The organism is Streptomyces sp. NPDC031479 (assembly GCF_055581065.1).
Map to the genome: position 1 here is coordinate 125,302 of NZ_JBVIKC010000015.1, position 17,417 is coordinate 142,718.

The 17,417-nt window shown below is 74.8% G+C and carries 18 protein-coding genes; 8 read left to right on the forward strand and 10 right to left on the reverse strand.

The annotated features are described in order from the left end of the window. Position 1 precedes the first annotated feature (1 nt). Positions 2 to 268, forward strand: a complete 267-nt coding sequence (locus tag ACZ5D2_RS19075) for a DUF4031 domain-containing protein (protein ID WP_030232506.1) — start codon at positions 2 to 4, stop codon at positions 266 to 268. A 57-nt stretch (positions 269 to 325) separates the two neighbouring features. On the opposite strand, the gene ACZ5D2_RS19080 is transcribed toward ACZ5D2_RS19075, so the two are convergent. Then, a complete protein-coding gene (locus tag ACZ5D2_RS19080; protein ID WP_468930687.1) occupies positions 326 to 1,546 on the reverse strand; it encodes a Cmx/CmrA family chloramphenicol efflux MFS transporter in 1,221 nt (406 codons plus the stop codon). 114 nt (positions 1,547 to 1,660) lie between these two features. Then, positions 1,661 to 2,323 carry an HD domain-containing protein gene (locus tag ACZ5D2_RS19085; RefSeq protein WP_371677380.1) on the reverse strand — a complete coding sequence of 221 codons (663 nt, stop codon included), beginning with the start codon at positions 2,321 to 2,323 and terminating at the stop codon, positions 1,661 to 1,663. 119 nt (positions 2,324 to 2,442) lie between these two features. Here ACZ5D2_RS19085 and ACZ5D2_RS19090 point away from each other — a divergent pair, with 119 nt between their 5' ends. Further along, on the forward strand, positions 2,443 to 3,129 hold the full coding sequence (locus ACZ5D2_RS19090) for a copper homeostasis protein CutC (protein WP_371677379.1): 687 nt from the start codon (positions 2,443 to 2,445) through the stop codon (positions 3,127 to 3,129). Between the two features lie 107 nt (positions 3,130 to 3,236). Here ACZ5D2_RS19090 and ACZ5D2_RS19095 read toward each other — a convergent pair whose 3' ends face one another. Further along, the gene (locus ACZ5D2_RS19095) at positions 3,237 to 5,210 is read right to left on the reverse strand and encodes a HelD family protein (protein ID WP_468930690.1); all 1,974 of its coding nucleotides are present in this window, start codon (positions 5,208 to 5,210) and stop codon (positions 3,237 to 3,239) included. A 405-nt stretch (positions 5,211 to 5,615) separates the two neighbouring features. Here ACZ5D2_RS19095 and ACZ5D2_RS19100 point away from each other — a divergent pair, with 405 nt between their 5' ends. Together ACZ5D2_RS19100 and ACZ5D2_RS19105 are read left to right on the forward strand one after the other, a co-directional pair. Continuing rightward, positions 5,616 to 5,801, forward strand: coding sequence for a hypothetical protein (locus tag ACZ5D2_RS19100; RefSeq protein ID WP_371677378.1), 186 nt, complete (start codon positions 5,616 to 5,618; stop codon positions 5,799 to 5,801). A 64-nt stretch (positions 5,802 to 5,865) separates the two neighbouring features. After that, positions 5,866 to 6,705, forward strand: coding sequence for a glycosyltransferase family 87 protein (locus ACZ5D2_RS19105; RefSeq protein ID WP_371677377.1), 840 nt, complete (start codon positions 5,866 to 5,868; stop codon positions 6,703 to 6,705). Here ACZ5D2_RS19105 and ACZ5D2_RS19110 read toward each other — a convergent pair. Next, positions 6,671 to 8,314 (reverse strand): DNA repair helicase XPB, encoded by a 1,644-nt coding sequence (locus tag ACZ5D2_RS19110; RefSeq protein WP_356212795.1) that lies wholly within the window; start codon positions 8,312 to 8,314, stop codon positions 6,671 to 6,673. The genes ACZ5D2_RS19105 and ACZ5D2_RS19110 overlap by 35 nt on opposite strands. 274 nt (positions 8,315 to 8,588) lie before the next feature. Here ACZ5D2_RS19110 and ACZ5D2_RS19115 point away from each other — a divergent pair, with 274 nt between their 5' ends. Beyond that, positions 8,589 to 9,056, forward strand: coding sequence for an N-acetyltransferase (locus ACZ5D2_RS19115; protein WP_371677376.1), 468 nt, complete (start codon positions 8,589 to 8,591; stop codon positions 9,054 to 9,056). Here ACZ5D2_RS19115 and ACZ5D2_RS19120 read toward each other — a convergent pair. Beyond that, on the reverse strand, positions 9,041 to 9,694 hold the full coding sequence (locus tag ACZ5D2_RS19120) for a DUF4291 domain-containing protein (protein WP_371677375.1): 654 nt from the start codon (positions 9,692 to 9,694) through the stop codon (positions 9,041 to 9,043). The genes ACZ5D2_RS19115 and ACZ5D2_RS19120 overlap by 16 nt on opposite strands. Positions 9,695 to 9,737: 43 nt before the next feature. Next, on the reverse strand, positions 9,738 to 12,167 hold the full coding sequence (locus ACZ5D2_RS19125; protein WP_371677374.1) for a helicase C-terminal domain-containing protein: 2,430 nt from the start codon (positions 12,165 to 12,167) through the stop codon (positions 9,738 to 9,740). 133 nt (positions 12,168 to 12,300) lie between these two features. On the opposite strand from ACZ5D2_RS19125, the gene ACZ5D2_RS19130 reads away from it, so the two are divergent. Beyond that, entirely contained in the window at positions 12,301 to 13,320 is a 1,020-nt protein-coding gene (locus ACZ5D2_RS19130) for a hypothetical protein (protein WP_371677373.1), read from the forward strand. Between the two features lie 282 nt (positions 13,321 to 13,602). Further along, on the forward strand, positions 13,603 to 14,262 hold the full coding sequence (locus ACZ5D2_RS19135) for an HAD family hydrolase (protein WP_371677372.1): 660 nt from the start codon (positions 13,603 to 13,605) through the stop codon (positions 14,260 to 14,262). A 15-nt stretch (positions 14,263 to 14,277) separates the two neighbouring features. Here the strand turns inward: ACZ5D2_RS19135 and ACZ5D2_RS19140 are convergent, their stop codons facing one another. Then, positions 14,278 to 14,532 (reverse strand): hypothetical protein, encoded by a 255-nt coding sequence (locus ACZ5D2_RS19140; protein WP_371677371.1) that lies wholly within the window; start codon positions 14,530 to 14,532, stop codon positions 14,278 to 14,280. A gap of 177 nt (positions 14,533 to 14,709) precedes the next feature. Between ACZ5D2_RS19140 and ACZ5D2_RS19145 the strand changes: the two genes are divergently transcribed. Then, positions 14,710 to 15,093 carry a cold-shock protein gene (locus ACZ5D2_RS19145; RefSeq protein ID WP_356212774.1) on the forward strand — a complete coding sequence of 128 codons (384 nt, stop codon included), beginning with the start codon at positions 14,710 to 14,712 and terminating at the stop codon, positions 15,091 to 15,093. Positions 15,094 to 15,173: 80 nt separating this feature from the next. Here the strand turns inward: ACZ5D2_RS19145 and ACZ5D2_RS19150 are convergent, their stop codons facing one another. From ACZ5D2_RS19150 to ACZ5D2_RS19160, 3 genes are read right to left on the reverse strand one after another with little or no spacing between them, the layout of a single operon-like run. Then, a complete protein-coding gene (locus ACZ5D2_RS19150) occupies positions 15,174 to 16,025 on the reverse strand; it encodes a 1,4-dihydroxy-6-naphthoate synthase (protein WP_371677370.1) in 852 nt (283 codons plus the stop codon). Next, positions 16,012 to 16,737 carry a futalosine hydrolase gene (locus tag ACZ5D2_RS19155; RefSeq protein WP_371677369.1) on the reverse strand — a complete coding sequence of 242 codons (726 nt, stop codon included), beginning with the start codon at positions 16,735 to 16,737 and terminating at the stop codon, positions 16,012 to 16,014. The genes ACZ5D2_RS19150 and ACZ5D2_RS19155 overlap by 14 nt, the downstream gene beginning before the upstream one ends. 12 nt (positions 16,738 to 16,749) lie before the next feature. Beyond that, a complete protein-coding gene (locus ACZ5D2_RS19160) occupies positions 16,750 to 17,238 on the reverse strand; it encodes a DUF2771 domain-containing protein (RefSeq protein ID WP_371677368.1) in 489 nt (162 codons plus the stop codon). Positions 17,239 to 17,417 lie beyond the last annotated feature (179 nt).

Here is a 17,417-nt window from a genome sequence, read left to right on the forward strand (position 1 = left end):
CGTGACGGTGTACATCGACCCGCCGGTCTGGCCGGGGCACGGCCGCATGTGGTCGCACCTGGTCAGCGACGTCTCGTACGAGGAGCTGCACGCCTTCGCGGCGGGCATCGGGTGCCCGCCGCGGGCCTTCGAGCGGGACCACTACGACGTGCCCTCGCACCGGTACGCGGACGCGGTCGGGGCGGGGGCGGTGGAGATCGGCAGCAAGGAGCTGGTGCGCCGGCTCACGGATGCGGGGCTGCGGCGACCGAAGGGCCGCCCGGCCTGAGGCCGGGCCCCGGGCCCGGCGCCGTTACGGGCCGCGGGCCGGGACGGCCGGGGTCGGTCAGGCCCCGGCCGGCTGGGGCGCGGTGGCCGGGGTGGCGGTGCCCGAGGCGATCACCGTGCTGGCGGTGGGCGGCGTACGGCGGTCCAGGCGCAGGGCGATCACGGTGAGGGCGATCGCGGTGAGGGTCATGGCGGCGCCCGCCCAGGCGGGGCTCGCGAAGCCGTGTCCGGCGTCGATGACGGCGCCGCCGAGCCAGGGGCCGCCGGTGTTGCCGAGGTTGAACGCGGCGGTGGTGGTGGCTCCGGCGAGGGTGGGGGCGGCGCCCGCGACGTTGAACATGCGGGCGTTGAGGGCGGGGGCGGTGAAGAACGCCGAGACGCCGAGCAGGAACGACAGGGCGATCGCGGCCGCCGCGCTGGAGGCCAGGACCGTGAGCGCCGCGAGGAACACCGTGGAGGCGGTGATGCCCCAGACCATCACCCCGAACAGGTGCGCGTCGGCGATCCGCCCGCCGATGGTCGTGCCCACGAGCGCACCGACGCCGAAGAGGGCCAGGATCCACGGCACCCACGCCGCGTCCAGCCCGGCCACGTCGGTGAGCAGCGGCGACAGGTAGCTGAAGGCGCAGAAGACGCCGCCCGCGGCCAGCGCGGTGATGCCGATGGACAGCCACACCTGACGGTCGCGGTAGATGCGCAGCTCGCGGCCGAGGCGGGGCTTCTCGGCGGGCAGCGGGATCTTCGGGATCAGGGCCAGGATGCCGGCGAGGGCGATGGCGGAGGCCGCTCCGACCGACCAGAACGCGGCCCGCCAGCCGAACCGCTCGCCGAGGAAGGCGCCGGCCGGGACGCCGAGGACGTTGGCGATGGAGAGGCCGCCGATCATGACGGCCATGGCGCGAGCCCGCTGGTCCCGGTCCACCATGGCGATGGCGACGGCCGCGCCGACGGCCCAGAACCCGGCGCAGGCGAGGGCGGAGACCACGCGGGAGGCGAAGAGCAGCCCGTACGTGGGGGCCAGCGCGCCCGCGACCTGCCCGAGGCCGAAGAGGCTGATGAGGGCGACGAGCGTGGTGCGGCGCGGCAGGCGGAGGGTGGCGACGGCCAGCAGCGGGGCCCCGACGACCATGCCGATCGCGAACGCGGAGATCAGCAGTCCCGCCTGCGGGATCGTGACGTGCATGTCCTCGGCGATGGGCGGCAGCAGCCCGGACAGCATGAACTCGCTGGTCCCGAGGGCGAAGACGGACAGGCCGAGGACGTAGACGGCAACGGGCATGCGGGGGCGTACGGGGGCTGCGGGCATGTCAGTCACGAACCGTCGGGGCGGAGGGCGCATTCCCGGCCGGGCGGAGTGTGTCAGGTCGGGGGAGGCGCCGGGGGCCCGGCCGGGTCAGGTGAGCTGCCGGAGTTCCGCGGTGAGGTTGTCGCGGGCCGGGGCCTCCCAGTGCTCGGCGCCGTGGGGGGTGCGGAAGAGGCGGGGGAGGGCCAGCAGCTGGCGCAGTACGGCGGCGCGGCCGGTGCGGAAGGCCTCGTCGGGGACGAACGCGTACTCCTCGCGGACGGCGGCGGCGTACGCGGCGTAGGCCTCCGGGGCGCCGGCGAGGACGGCGAGGTCGGCGTCGCAGAGGACCTCGCCGTCGGTGTCGCCGGGGGCGGGGTCGTGGGTGACGGTGAGCCGGACCAGGCGGGCGACCTCGGCGGTGCGGGCGGGGTCCACGCCGAGTTCCGCGAGGGCGCGCTCGGCGAGGGCGGCGCTGCGTTCCTCGTTCTCGGAGCGGTCGGGGCGGTAGACGGCGTCGTGGAACCAGGCGGCGAGCTCGACGGCGCGGGGGTCGGCAGCGTGCGGGGCGAGTACGTCGACGCGGTCCAGTACGTGGGCCAGGTGTGCGGTGGTGTGGTACCGGCGGTGGGGCTCCGCCCAGGCGGCGAGGAGGCGGTCGGCGTAGGGGTCGGGGTCGTGGGCGGCTCCGGCGGCGGTGGCGGTGGCCCGCCAGCGGGCGCGCAGGGCGGTGGTGTCGGCGGCGGCGCCGCTGTGCGGGGTGGCTGCGTTCATGCGCACATTGTGGGGGTGGCGTGATAGCGCTGGTGGAGTGCGGTGGTGGGCCCGTACCCTGGATATTGGACTAGACCTATTTTCCATATCCGAACAAGCGGAACAAAGGACGGCATCGAATGAGCAACCGTGCGCTCCTGGAGGTGATCGCCCTCGACGCGGCGGACGCGGTCGCCGCGCAGGCCGGTGGGGCGGACCGACTCGAAGTGATCACCGATATGGCCGCCGACGGGCTCACGCCGTCGCGCGAGACCTTCGCGGCGATCCGCTCGGCGGTCGACATCCCGCTGCGCGTGATGCTCCGCAAGGCCGACGGGTTCGCGGCCGGCGATGTCTCCCGGCTGGTGGAGGCGGCGCGGGGGATGCGGGCGGAGGGGGCGACGGAGTTCGTCCTCGGGTTCCTGAACCCGGACGGCGGCCCGGACCTGGCGGCGGTCGAGGCGGTCGTGGCGGAGCTGGACGGCTGCCGCTGGACCTTCCACCGGGCCATCGACCGGGCCGCGGACCGCGACCAGCTGCGCAAGGCGCTCGCCGACCTGCCGGGGCTCGATACCTACCTGACGGCGGGGTCGGCGGCCGGGGTCTCGGAGGGGCTGCCCGTGCTGCTGGCGGAGGCCGCGCGGGCGGGTGAGCCGGGGTACGGGGCGCGGATCCTGGTCGGCGGGGGGCTGGGCCTCGCGCACGTGCCGGTGCTGCGGGAGGCGGGCGTCGACGCCTTCCACATCGGTGGCGCGGCGCGGCCGTCGGGCTGGGACCACCCGGTCTCGGCGGCGGCGGTGGCGCGGTGGCGGGAGGCGCTGGGCTAGCCCTTGCCCCACCCCACCCCGTCCCCGCCCCCGGCCGGGGCATCGCAGCCGACCCCAGCCCCGCCGGCGTTTGAGGCGCGGGGTCTGGGGCGGAGCCCCAGGGGCTTTCAGCTCAGGGACGGGGGGAGGGGGGCCGTGTGGAGGGCTGTGAGGCCTGAGACCGCTCGGGTGAGGCAGACGTAGAGGCGCCGCAGGCCGGTGCGTTCGTCCGGTTCGCCGGAGACGATGGCGGCGGGCTCGTCGAGGACGACGTAGTCGTACTCCAGGCCCTTGGCCAGCGAGGCCGGTACCAGCGTCAGCCGCGACTGCGCCGTCGTCTCCTCACCGGGAGACAGGTACGGCAGCCCCGCCGCCAGCAGGGCTTCCGCCAGTACGGGGATCCGCGCGTCCGCCGCGATCAGGCCGATGGAGCCCTCGTGCGCGAGGGAGTCCCGGCAGGCCGTCACCACGGCCGCCGTCAGGTCCGCGGTCTCGGAGACCACCAGGGACCCCGGGGTCTCGCGGACCGAGGACACCGGGGCCAGGCCCGGCGAGATCGACGGCAGCAGCCGCGACGCGTACGCGATCACCTCGCGCGGTACGCGGAAGCCCGCCGTGAGCTCCTCCACCGCCGCTTCCGGCTTGCCGAGATGGGTGAGGGCCTCGTCCCAGCTGCGGGTGGCCCACGGGGTGGTGCCCTGGGCGAGGTCGCCGAGGACGGTCGCGGAGCCGGTCGTGCAGCGGCGTCCGACGGCCCGGTACTGCATCGGGGACAGGTCCTGGGCCTCGTCGAGGACCACGTGGCCCAGGGAGTGGGTGCGTTCCACCAGGTCGGAGGCCTCGTCGATGAGGACGAGGTCCGCCGCCGACCACTTCGCCGACCGCACGCTGCGGAAGGGCTTCGGCCACAGCAGGAGCTTCTGTTCGTCCGCGTTGAGGATCCCGTCGGCGTGTGCGGCCAGGAACTCCGGGTCCGACAGGAGGCGCAGCACCAGCTTCGCCGGTTCCACCAGCGGCCAGACCGCCTTGACGGCCGCCTTCACCGCCGCGTTGCGGGCCACCGCGTCCTGCACCCGGTCGTCGGGGGCCTCGCCCGCCTGTTCCATGCGGACGAGGACCGCGTGGGCGATCCGCTGCGGGAGGGCGTCGCGGGCCGCCCCGTAGCGGATGTCGCGTTCCTGGAGTTCGGCGACGATCTCGGCGAGTTCGTACGCCGGGACGCGCCAGCGGCGCGAGCCGCGGACCACCATGAGGGGTTCGGCCGGCTCGGTGACGTGGGAGCGGACCGCACGGCGCAGGACCGTGGCCATCCGGGCGTCACCCTTGATCACGGCGGTTTCGGCCGTGTCGCCGCCGCGTACCTCCAGGCCCTCGCGGGCGACGAGGTCGTCGACGGTGGCCTGCTTGACCTCCAGTTCGCCCAGGGCCGGCAGGACCTGCTCGATGTAGTGGAGGAAGGAACGGTTCGGCCCGATGACGAGGGTGCCGGTGCGGGCCAGGCGGTCGCGGTGCGCGTAGAGGAGGTAGGCGACGCGGTGCAGGCCGACGGCGGTCTTTCCGGTGCCGGGGCCGCCCTGGACGCAGACCGAGCCGGACAGGCCGGAGCGGACGATTTCGTCCTGTTCGGGCTGGATCGTCGCGACGATGTCGCGCATGGGGCCGACGCGCGGGCGCTCGATCTCCTGCTGGAGGAGCTTGCTGACGGCGGCCGCTTCGGCCGGGTCGGACAGGTGCTCGTCCTCGTACGCGGTGAGCTCGCCGCCTGTGTAGCCGAAGCGGCGGCGCAGCGCGATGTCCTGCGGGTCCTTCTTCGAGGCGCGGTAGAAGGGCTGCGAGACGGGCGCGCGCCAGTCGATGACCATCGGGTCGCCGTCGGCGTCGTGGACGTGGCGGCGGCCGATGTAGAACTGTTCGCCCTCCGCGCCCTCGGCCAGGTCCGCGCCCGGGGCGTGCAGGTAGTCGAGGCGGCCGAAGAAGAGCGGGGTGTGGGTGAGGTCGGCGAGTGCCTTGATGCGGTCGTCGATCTGCGCCTGGAGGACGACGGCGTTGACCCAGTTCGCGGTGACGTCGCGGATGTCGAGGGCCTCCACGTCCTCGCGCATGGCGCGCAGGGCGGCGCGCGAGGCGCTCAGGTGGCCGCGTTCCCGGCCGAGCGGGTCGGCTGCGGCGTCGGGGGTGGTTTCAGGGGCGTGCGCGGACACGGGACTGCCTCCAGCTGTGCGGCAACAGAAGCCCGCCGGTTGCCGTCCGGCGGGTGGCTCTCCCCGGTACGGCGGCGGGAGGCGGCAAGAGCGGCGATTGTAGTCAGCGGGGCGGGCCGGCGCGAACGGATTACCGGGTCCGAGGTCCCGTGGGGGCAGGACCTCCGTACGGGTGTCATACGGGGGAGTGTCAGACCTCGGGGGTGACATCAGGGTTCGGCATGGGCCGTGAGGAGGACGCCGGGGCCCGTGCGGTTCCGCCCGCAGGGCGATGTGGAGCGGGAGGCGCAGGCGCACCATGGATACATGAGCACCGCAACCCTCACCCCACTTCAGGGCGGCCGTCCGAGCGGCGCCACCGCCACCTCCGAATCCCGGCACCGTCACCTGTTCGGCGACGTGCTGCGCGCCGCGAAGGTCTTCGCCACGACCGCCGTGAGCGTCGTCGTGCTGGGCGAGTACTCCGAGGACGCCGGCGTCATACGCCGCTGACCGGTCGGCCCGCGATGGCCTGATACCGGCGGCACCTCTGCGCTGATCCACTAGGGTCACGCGCGTGACCCGCAGCTCCGATTCCGTCCGCTCGCCGTCGCCCCTGGTCGGTGTGCTGGTCACGGGCTCGCTGCTCGCGCTGGGCGTGCTGTGCGTGGTCCTGCGCATCCCGACCGCCGACGCCCTGCTGTACGGCTTCTCCGGGGCCGAATGGCGTCCGCCCGCCGCTTATCCGCCGTTCGCGGCGATCCTGTTCACGCCCGCCGCCTGGCTGCCCGCCGGGGTGCTCAAGGCCGTGCTCGTCCTCGGGAACGGCTGCCTGCTCGCCCTGCTGGTCCTGCTCTCCTGCCGCCTCGCGGGCCTGCGGGCCCGGCCGGGCGCCGTCCTCGCCGCCACCATCGCCGGTCTGTGGCTGGAGCCGCTGTTCCAGAGCCCGCTGCCCGGCCAGATCAACCTGGCGCTCGCCTGCCTCGCGGTCTGGGACCTGGGCCGGCCGCGCGCCGCGCTCGGCAAGGGCTTCGCGCTGGGCACCGCCGCCGGGATCACCCTGACCCCGGCGGTCTTCATCCCGTACCTGCTGCTCACCGGCCGCGTCCGGGCGGGGCTGACCGCTCTGGCCGGCTTCGCCGGGACCGCGCTGCTCGGCCTGCTGGTCCTCCCGCAGGCCTCCGCCGACTTCTGGGCCCGCCACCTGTCGGCGGCCGGGCGGGCCCTGCTGCTGGACCGGCCGCACCTGTGGGTGTGGTGCGTACCGTTGCTCGCCGTCCTGACCGGGGCGGCCGCCCGACGGCGGCGGCCGGGGCGTACGCGCCCGCGGCCGCTCCCCGCGGGCGCGCTCCCCGGGCCGCGTTCACCCCTGGAGCGGGAGGTCAGTCACTCGCCAGCAGCTCGTCGGCGTCCATGATCCGGTAGGCGTAGCCCTGTTCGGCCAGGAACCGCTGGCGGTGCGCGGCGAAGTCCTGGTCGATCGTGTCGCGCGCGACGACCGAGTAGAACCGCGCCTCGTGCCCGTCCGCCTTCGGCCGCAGCACCCGGCCCAGGCGCTGTGCCTCCTCCTGGCGCGAGCCGAAGGTGCCGGACACCTGGATGGCGACGGTGGCCTCGGGCAGGTCGATGGAGAAGTTGGCGACCTTCGAGACGACCAGCACGCTGATCTCGCCCTCGCGGAACGCGTCGAAGAGCTTCTCGCGCTGCGCGTTGGAGGTCTCGCCCTTGATGACGGGCGCGTCCAGGTGCTCGCCCAGCTCGTCGAGCTGGTCGATGTACTGGCCGATGACCAGGGTCTGCTCGCCCTGGTGCTTGCGCACCAGCGCCTCGGTGACCTTGCGCTTCGTCGCGGTCGTCGCGCAGAAGCGGTACTTCTCCTCGGTCTCGGCGGTCGCGTACGCGAGCCGTTCCGACTCGGTGAGGTTGACGCGGACCTCCACGCAGTCGGCGGGCGCGATGTAGCCCTGCGCCTCGATCTCCTTCCAGGGCGCGTCGAACCGCTTCGGCCCGATGAGCGAGAACACGTCCGACTCGCGGCCGTCCTCCCGTACCAGGGTCGCGGTCAGACCGAGCCGGCGGCGGGCCTGGAGGTCCGCGGTGAACTTGAAGACGGGGGCGGGCAGCAGGTGCACCTCGTCGTAGAGGATCAGCCCCCAGTCCCGGGAGTCGAAGAGCTCCAGGTGGGGGTAGACGCCCTTCCGCTTGGTGGTGAGGACCTGGTACGTGGCGATGGTGACCGGGCGGATCTCCTTGCGGGTGCCGGAGTACTCGCCGATCTCCTCCTCCGTCAGCGAGGTCCGCTTGATCAGCTCGTGCTTCCACTGGCGCGCGGAGACCGTGTTGGTCACCAGGATCAGCGTCGTCGCCTTGGCCTTGGCCATGGCCCCCGCGCCGACCAGGGTCTTTCCGGCGCCGCAGGGAAGTACGACCACACCGGAGCCGCCGTGCCAGAAGCCCTCGACCGCCTGCTGCTGGTACGGGCGCAGCGCCCAGCCGTCCTCGACGAGGTCGATGGCGTGGGCCTCGCCGTCGACGTACCCGGCGAGGTCCTCGGCGGGCCAGCCCAGCTTCAGCAGGGTCTGCTTGATCTGCCCGCGCTCGGAGGGGTGCACGGCCACGGTGTCGGCGTCGATCCGGGCCCCGACCAGCGGGACGATCCGCTTGGACCGCAGGATCTCCTCCAGCACGGGCCGGTCGGTGCTGGTCAGGACCAGTCCGTGGACGGGGTGCTTGGAGAGGGTCAGGCGCCCGTAGCGGGCCATGGTCTCGGCGACGTCGACGAGCAGGGCGTGCGGGACGGGGTACCGGGAGAACTCGACGAGCGCGTCGACGACCTGCTCGGCGTCGTGCCCGGCGGCCCGCGCGTTCCACAGCCCGAGCGGGGTGATCCGGTAGGTGTGGATGTGCTCGGGCGCCCGCTCCAGCTCGGCGAAGGGCGCGATGGCCCGGCGCGCGGCACCGGCGAGCTCGTGGTCGACCTCCAGCAGGAGGGTTTTGTCGCTCTGGACGATGAGAGGCCCGTTCACAAACGCCCCTTTCCGGCGTGGGTGCCCGTCCGGACGAGGACGGGCAAACCTCCAGTCTGCCGTATCGCCGGGCGGGCGGGAGGGTTCTGCGCCGCGCGGACGGCCCGGCGCCCTTGCGGCGGCCGCCCGGCGCCCGCCCGGCGCCCTTGCGGCGGCCGCCCGGTGCCCGCCCGGTGCCCTTGCGGCGGCCGCCCGGTGCCCGCCCGGTGCCCGCCCGGCTCCGGGCGGGGAAAAGCGGTGCGCGGCCGGGGAGGCGGTGCGTACCGTCCGGGGCATGAGTGATGATCAGCGGGATTTCGTGCCGGACGGGTTCGTCGTGCCGGTGGGACTGGACGCGGGCGGGTTCCGGCTGGAGCCGCTCGGGGCGGAGCACAACGCGAGGGATCTGGCCGCCTGGACCGGCAGCATCGCGCACGTGCGGGCCACGCCCGGTTTCGTGGGGCGGGGGTGGCCGCCGGTGGAGGGCATGTCGGCCGCGGCCAACCTCGCGGACCTGGAGCGCCACGCACGGGAGTTCGCCGAGCGGCAGGCGTTCGCGTACAGCGTGCTGGAGGGGCCGGACGAGGTCATCGGGTGCCTCTACATCCATCCCGGCAAGGAGGACCCCGAGCGGGTGCGGGTCAGCTCCTGGGTGCGGGAGGACCGTGCGCACCTCGACGCCGAGGTGTACCGGACGGTGTCCCGCTGGCTCGCCGAGGCGTGGCCCTTCGACGCCGGGCGGGTCGACTACGCGCCCAGGTGAGGCAGCGGGCCCGCCGGGTACGGGGTTTCGACGGGCAGGAGGGCCCGGGCCGCGCCGGTGTCGCCGGTCCGGAGCAGTCCGTGGATCTCCCGGGCCAGCGGGGTGACGTCGCGGATGGAGACCGTCCACTCGTCGGCGTAGGCCCGCGAGAGGGGGCCCGACAGTCCGAGCTGGAGCGAGCGGTACGGCAGCGGGTTCAGGTGCGGGTCGCGTTCCGGGTCCCACTGGACCCGGGCCGACGTGCTGCGCACCGACTCCTTCCAGGCGTCGCGGTCCGCGTGCACGCCGGGGACGTAGTGCGAGAGGCAGGCGCCGGCGAGGGCCCGGTCGAAGCCCGCGCGGGTGATCTCGACGGCGAGCACGGTCTCCTGGTCGGTCTTCGTGGCCCAGCCGCAGCGGTACATCATCCACAGGAACGACGGTTTGATCCACGTCATCCGCTCGCGCTTCCAGGCGGGCGGGAAGCGGCCGTCGCGGGCCGCCGGGAGGCCCAGGGCGGGGGAGTAGGCCTGGTAGACCGTGATCGTGGTGTCGGTGTGGGCCGCGCGGATCCGGTGCGCGGGCTCGGCGGCCGGCGCGGGCGTGCCGGGCGTGCCGGGCGCGCCGCGTGTGCCCGGGGCGGCGGGAAGTGCGGACATGCCGTCAGACTGCCCTGCCCGCAGGCCCGTCGGCCAGCGGATTTCAGACCTGGTCCTCCGCCAGCTCCGCGACCCCCGTGATCCGGTGGAGGGCGTACGTGCGCACCTCGTCCGCCGTGTGGTCGTAACCGGTGACGAAGCCGCCCTCTACCCGCACCGGGGCGATGACCCGCTGGCTCGCGGCCCCCTCCGCGTTCACGTACCCGATCCACACCGCCGAACCGGTCAGCGCCGCCGCCTGCACCGTCGCCAGCGTCTCGGCCGAGCTCGTGCGCGGGAGTTCACCCGGGGCCGGCACGTCGGCGCCGCCCGCGGGGGCCGGTTCCTTGCGGACCGCCGTCGCCGCGAGGTCGCCCGCGCGGATCGCCCGTACCGCCGCGCCCAGCAGCGTGGCGTCCGGCACCGGCGGCCCGTCCGGGACCGGCACCGGCGCCGACCGCGCCGGGGTCCGGTGCGCGTCGGCCCGCGCCACCAGTACGTCGCCGGTACGGGACTCCGCGGCCGGGGCGTAGCCCATCGCCCGCAACCCCTCCAGCAGCGCACCCGGTTCGGCCTGGGCCGCCAGCACGGTCGGCGCGAGGCGGCGCAGCCCCATCCCGGCCGACCGCTTGTCGGCCAGGATCTCGCCCAGCACGGCGTCGTCGTCGCAGCGCACGTACGAGGAGGCCGCCCCGACCCGCAGGTGCCCGTGCCGCCGGGCCACGTCGTCGATCAGGTACGCCAGCGGCTGGGGCACCGGGGTCCGGCTGTGCTCGGTGAGGAAGGCGTGCAGGTCCACGGCGGTGTGCCCGGCGTCCAGGGCCCGGCGCACCGACCCGGGCGTGAAGCGGTACACCGTCGCCCCGCCCTTGGACTCGACGTCGGCCAGGACCGCCAGGGTGTCGCCGAGCGGCCGTCTCAGCGGCCCCGGCGCGACCGCCGTCAGGTCGGCCTGGAGCAGGACGTGGTCCACCGGCTCCGGCAGCAGCGGGGACAGCAGCGGTGCCGGGTCGAGGCGGCGCAGCAGGGCCCGCCCGAAGGCACTGAGCGCGCCCCGGCCGGTGACGCCCAGGACCTCCGCCTCGGTCAGGGTCCAGTGCGCGAGCCTGGCCCGCAGGTCGCTCGCCCCGCGCACGGGCCGCTCCCACGCGAGCCGGTCCAGGAGCGCGTCCGGGTCGGGGGAGCCGCCCTCGGGCAGGTCGGCCAGCAGGTCCAGGACCCGGTGGCGGACCTCGGGCGCGGCGGAGCGGTCCAGGTCGGGGCCGAGCGCGGACAGGGTGCGGCCCTTGGCGTCCTGCTCGCCGACCAGCCCGGCCGTACGGGTGGCGGGCAGCCAGGCCGAGGCCAGCGCCGACCACCGTTCGGCGGGCGGCAGCTCGCACCAGTCGTCGAAGGCGGGGGTGGGCGCGTAGCGCTCGTCGGCCTCGCCGTCGCCGGCCAGCAGCCCGGCCGCGTAGGCCAGTTCCACCCAGAACGCCGCCGACGCCTCGGTGGTGTCCAGCGTGGACGCCGCCCGCTTGAGGTCGCGCACGGCGAGCCCGCCCGCCCGCAGCACCAGCGGCCCGGCGTGCTCCCAGGACTTCACCAGCTCCTCGACGGTCCCCAGCGCGGCCAGTGCCTGCCCGGCGGCGTTCGCGTCCACAAGCTGTGGACGGTGTTCCCGGTGCGCGCCGACCTCCGGGGCCAGCGGCGCCGTCCGCCGGTGCGCGAGCCCGCCGCGCAGGTGCAGCGCCACCTCGCGGGGCAGCACCACCGTCCGGGCCGTCGCGGGCAGCAGCAGCCCCCGGTCGCGCAGCCAGCGCACCGGCGGCGTCGGATTCGGGGTCACCTCCCCGTACGGCGGCCCCCACACGAGCCGCTCCAGCACCTGGTGGGCCTCGGCCGGGGCCTCGTCCAGCAGCGCCGACATCCGCACGGGGTCGGTGAACAGCCCGGTCAGGGCCGTCACCGCCGACACCGGGTCATGGGTGGCGGGCAGCCCCGCCGCCGCGACGATCTCCTGGATCCGGGTCGGCGACATCCCGGCGGTGGCCTCGGCGACGGTGGGCCCCAGCCCGGTCGGCGAGGGCCGCTGCGCGGACGGGGCCAGCAACTCGCGGGCGGTGCGGACCAGACGCAGCCGCTCCTCGTCGCCCCACACCAGGGCCTGGTCGCGCAAGGTGCCCAGCGCCCGGGGGAGGGCGGCGCGGGCGGCCTCGTCCTCGCCGCCGGTCAGCAGCGACTCCAGCACCGGGTACGGGCACGGGTCGGGCGCCACCGCGAGGGCCTCGGCCGTCTGCAGCGCGAACCGGTCCAGCCGGTCCAGGGCCCGCACCACCGACGCGCGGGTGCCGGCCCGGGTGGCCAGCTGGGTGACGTCGCCGGGCACCGGGTTCAGCAGGTCCGGGCGTGCGTGCAGCAGGGCGGCGAGCGCCACGTCGTCGCGGGCGCGCAGCGCCTCGGCGAGGGAGCGCGGGGGGTTCGCCGTAGCACTGCCGGTGCTTGCCTCGGGCACGGTGGTCGCCTCCTGGTCACGTCGGCCGGTCGTCGGCCGGTCCCCATCCGGTCAACGGTATCCGCTGTGCCGTCGGCTGCTCCATGGACGCACGCGCTACCTTCCTGTCAGGCGGGACGTGAGGAGCCGGGGCGTGGGGATCGAGAGCGACCATCTGGTCTACGAATATCTGAGCCGGGTCGGGGACTTGGCGCAGCGCAGGCAGCTGTCGTCGGGCGACCGGATGAGGCTGGTGTCGGGGCTGCGGGACGAGATCGACCGTCGGCGCGCCAAGTACGAACCGGAGACGCCGGCGGCCGTGCGGCGGATCCTGGAGCGGATCGGCACGCCGGAGGAGGTCCTGGACACCCTGGGCGAACTGACCCGCCCCGCCCGCCCGCCCGCCCCGGCGGCGGCCCCCTCGGCCCCCTCGGCGCCGTCGGTCCCCGCGGTCCCGGTGCAGCGCGGCGGCGGACTGTGGCGCAAGCCGGCCCCGACGCCTCCGAAGGAGCCGCAGAACGTCCCGCCCCACCTCGCCGGACTCGACGAACTCGGCCCCGCCGACGGCGTCGAGCCCGACTGGTGGAGTTTCGCCCCGGGCGCGTCGGGGGCGGGGCCGCAGGTGGAGGGCTTCGCGGGCGGCATCGAGATCCCGGACCTCTTCAGGAAGCCGGAGAAGGAGCCGGAGAAGGGGGCGGAAGAGGAGCCGCCGGCCCCCGGGACGGCCCCCGCGCCGGAGGGCTCCCCGGGCCGTCGGCTCGTGCGGTTCCTGCGGGAGCGGAACGAGCGGCGGAAGGCGGCGGCCGGGCCGGAGGAGGCCCCCGCCCCGGCGGCGGCCCGCCGGCGCCCGCACGTCTTCCTGCTGCTGGCGGCCCTGCTGCTCGTCGCCGGGACGATCACCGCGTACTGGCCCCTGCTCGGAGCCGGCGTGCTGCTGGCCTACGCCTCCCGCGTCCTCGGCCCCGCCGAGCGCAAGTGGGTCGTCCTCGGGCTGCCCGCGGCCGTCTTCACGGCCGGGATGCTGTGGGTGTGGGGCCGCGCCGCCGGCAACTGGGGCGAGCAGCTGCCGCGCGAGCAGATGGGCGCCGCCTTCCGCGACCTGTGGCCCGCCCTGGCCCGTACGGCGGGCATCACCACGGCCGCCTACCTGGCCTGGCGCTCCCGCCGCCGCTAGGCCCTGTCCGCACAGTGGCGCCCGGCCGTCCCGTCCGGATCGGTCCGGGCCATCCCCCCGGACCGTCCGGGCAGTGCCCTCCGCGCCTCCCGGACCGTCCGGGCAGTCCCGGCGGGGCCTTCCGGACCGTCCGGGTGGTCCCTGCCGTCGAGACGGTCCTACGCGCCGTTGGAGACTGCCTGGAGGAATCACCAAGCGCCGAGCTGACATTTCGCTAAATTTCACCGCCCGGCAAGAAGCGAATCAATGTAGGTTCCCTGGACTTTGCCGGGCCTCTGCAAAATGGGAACCATGACTTCCACCCCCCCAGAGCCCACCGTCCCCGCGCAGCTGACCGTCGGGTTCGACCTCGACATGACGCTCATCGACTCCCGGCCCGGCATCAAGGCCGCCTACCAGGCCCTTTCCGCCGCCACCGGCAGGTTCATCGACGCCGACCAGGCGATCACGCGCCTCGGCCCGCCGCTGGAGGAGGAACTCGCGTACTGGTTCACCCCCGAGGAGATCCCGGAGATGACCGACCGGTACCGGCAGATGTACCCCTCGCACGCCATCGAGCCGACCCCGGCCATGCCCGGCGCCCGCGAGGCGATCAAGGCCGTCCAGGCGCTCGGCGGCCGCGCGATCGTCGTCACCGCCAAGAACACCCCGAACGCCATCCACCACCTGGAACACCTCGGCATCGAACCCGATGCCGTCATCGGCTGGCTGTGGGCCGAGGCCAAGGCGGGCGCCCTGCGCGAGCACGGAGCCCAGATCTACGTGGGCGACCACGTCGGCGACGTCCGCGGCGCCCGCACCGCGGGAGCGCTCTCAGTGGCGGTTCCCACGGGCCCCTGTCCCGAAGCCGAACTGCGCGCCGCCGGCGCCGACGTGGTGCTGCCCGACCTCACCGCGCTGCCGCAGTGGCTCGCCGAGTACGTCGCCACCCGCGAGGTCTGAGCACCGTACGCGCCGTCAGGCGGCCTGGGACGCCCGGGCCGCCTTGCGCTGCGCGGCGGCGGAACGCAGCACGCCCGCAGCGGAGACGGCGAACCCGACGCCCATGAGCATGCAGACGGCCCACGCGTACGAGGGGAACGGATCGGTGCCGAGGAACAGCGGGGCCATCGTCACGAGGGTCGCCACGGCGCCGACGGCGAACACGATGCCGCCGGCCTTGACGAGGCCGTCGCCGGGCCGCGCGTCGTCGGGATGAGGAGTAACAGTCACCCCACCAGGGTAGTTCCCTGGCCGAAGCCGTGAAGCGGGAAGGACCGGGGAACGTCTTGTCACCCGTTTCCGGACCACTAGCCTGGAGGGGGCGGGTCGAAGGACCCGCTGCACTGCTATCCGGAGCCGTTCATCCCGGCCCACCGGACCCGACGAGCACAAGGACAGAGGACGGACGTGCCTACCGGCAAGGTCAAGTGGTTCAACAGCGAGAAGGGCTTCGGCTTTCTCTCCCGCGACGACGGCGGCGATGTCTTCGTCCACTCGTCGGTGCTTCCCGACGGGGTCGAGGCCCTCAAGCCCGGGCAGCGCGTCGAGTTCGGAGTCGTCGCAGGACAGCGCGGTGACCAGGCACTTTCGGTGACGGTCCTGGATCCGGCACCCTCGGTCGCGGCCGCCCAGCGCCGCAAGCCCGACGAGCTCGCCTCGATCGTGCAGGACCTCACGACCCTGCTGGAGAACATCACCCCGATGCTGGAGCGCGGTCGCTACCCCGACAAGGTGCACGGCACGAAGATCGCCGGCCTGCTCCGCGCGGTGGCCGACCAGCTCGACGTCTGATCCCGTCGCGTCCGCGCGTGCCCCGCCGCTCCCCGGAGCCGCGGGGCACGCGCGCGTCCGGCGCCGGCCGTGCCGTTGCGCTACGGGAAGCGCAGCGCGTCGGGCCCGATGGCCGGAACCAGCCCCTCGGCGGCGGCCCTGGTCAGCAGCCCGCGGACCGCCGCGTACCCGGCTTCGCCCAGGTCGGCGGTGAACTCGTTGACGTACAGGCCGATGTGCTGGTCGGCGACCTTCGGGTCCAGCTCCTGCGCGTGCGCGCGGACGTACGGCCGTGACGCCTCCGGGTCCTCCCACGCCATCCGCACCGACGCCCGCGCCGACCCGGCCAGCGCGCGCAGCGTCTCGGCGCCCAGGGAGCGCTTGGCGATGATCGCGCCGAGCGGGATCGGCAGACCGGTCGTGGACTCCCAGTGCTCGCCCATGTCGGCCAGGCAGTGCAGCCCGTAGTCCTGGTAGGTGAACCGGGCCTCGTGGATGACCAGCCCGGCGTCCACCCGCCCGTCGCGCACCGCCGGCATGATCTCGTGGAACGGCAGCACGACCACCTCGCCGACCCCCGCGGGCAGCACGTCCGCCGCCCACAGCCGGAACAGCATGTACGCCGTCGAGCGCTCGCTCGGCACCGCGACGGTCTTCCCGCCCAGGTCCAGGCCCGGCTCGCGCGTCAGCACCAGCGGTCCGCAGCCCCGGCCCAGGGCGCCGCCGCAGGGGAGCAGCGCGTACTCCTCCAGCACCCAGGGGAGCACCGCGTAGGACACCTTCAGCACGTCCAGCTCGCCGCGCTCGGCCATGCCGTTGGTGATGTCGATGTCGGCGAAGGTCACGTCGAGGGCGGGCGCGCCCGGGACCCGGCCGTGCGCCCAGGCGTCGAAGACGAAGGTGTCGTTCGGGCAGGGCGAGTAGGCGATCGCGATCGGCTCAACGGTGCTCATGGCGTTCTCCCCAGGAGACGAGTACGGGGCCCAGCGCGCGGAATCCGGCGGCGAGCGCGCCCAGCGCGTCCCCGATCCGCCAGGCGTCCCGGTCGCGCGGCCCGACGGCGTTGGACACGGCGCGGACCTCCAGCACGGGCAGCCCGTACGCGGCGGCGGCCTCCGCCACCCCGAACCCCTCCATGGCCTCGGCCCCGGCCATCGGGTGGCGGGCCGCCAGCTCGGCGGCGCGGGAGGCGCTGCCGGTGACGGTGGACACGGTCAGCACGGGCGCGAGCAGAGCCCCGGCGGCCTCGGCGGCCCGGGCGGCGAGTTCGGCGGGCGGCAGGTGCACGCTCCGGCCGAAGCCGAGCGCGTCGACGGGGACGAAACCGTCGGGGGTGCCGGCCCCCAGGTCGGCGGCGACGATCGCGTCGGCGACCACGAGGGAGCCGAGCGGGGCGGCGGGCACGAACCCGCCGCCGATGCCGGCGGAGATGACGAGGGAGTAGTCGGCCAGCGCGAGCGCGGTGGCCGTGGCGGCCGCGGCCGCGGCCGGGCCGACACCGCCGACGAGCACGTCGACGGCGGCGCCGGGCAGGTCACGGCGGGTGATGAGGTACCCGCCGCGCAGCCGGCGCGGCTCGGGGGTGACCGGGTCCGGATGAGGGGTCAGACCGGTGGCCACGGAGTCGGCCTCCGCGGCCACCGCGGTCACGACGAGCGCGCGCACGGCGGTCCCGGCTTACTTCAGCTTGAGCTTGAAGGACCAGACGGCGAGCGGCTTGCCGTCCTCGCCGACCTGGACGAAACCGAGCATCTTCGAGGCCGGCGCCTCGCCCTGGCCGCCGGTCGCGAAGACGTCGGCGCCCTGGAAGCTGCGGTAGGTGTTGCCGGACGGCTCCGTGATCGGCTGCCCGTCGAGGACCGCCTGCCACTTCTTGCCGTCCTCGACGACGGCGGGCTCGACGCCCAGGCGCAGCGTGTCGCCACGGCCGTACTCGATGGTCTTGGCGTTCTTGACGCCGGTGAGGCACTCCTGGACCTTGTCCATGGAGAGGTCCTTGCCGTCGCCGCGGCACTCGGACTCGGCGGACACCGACGAGCTGCCGACGGTCACCGTCGCGAGCGGCGTCGGCTTGTCGCAGGCGGACAGGAGGAGGAGGCCGGCAGAGACGGCTCCGAGGGCCGCGACGCTGCGGCGGGCCCTACCCGGGAAAAGCGGTGCGGTCATGAGCCGAAGGCTATCGGGCCACCGGCCCGCGCCGCCGCACGGGGGGTCTTCGGCCACGCCGCGGCCCTGGCCGGGCGGTACGGGACCACGCGCGCGCAGCCGCCCCGACCCCCTCGGGGCCCTGGCCGGGCCCCCGCACCGGCGCGTTCGTGTGCGGCGCCGGATCGGGGGGCCGGCCC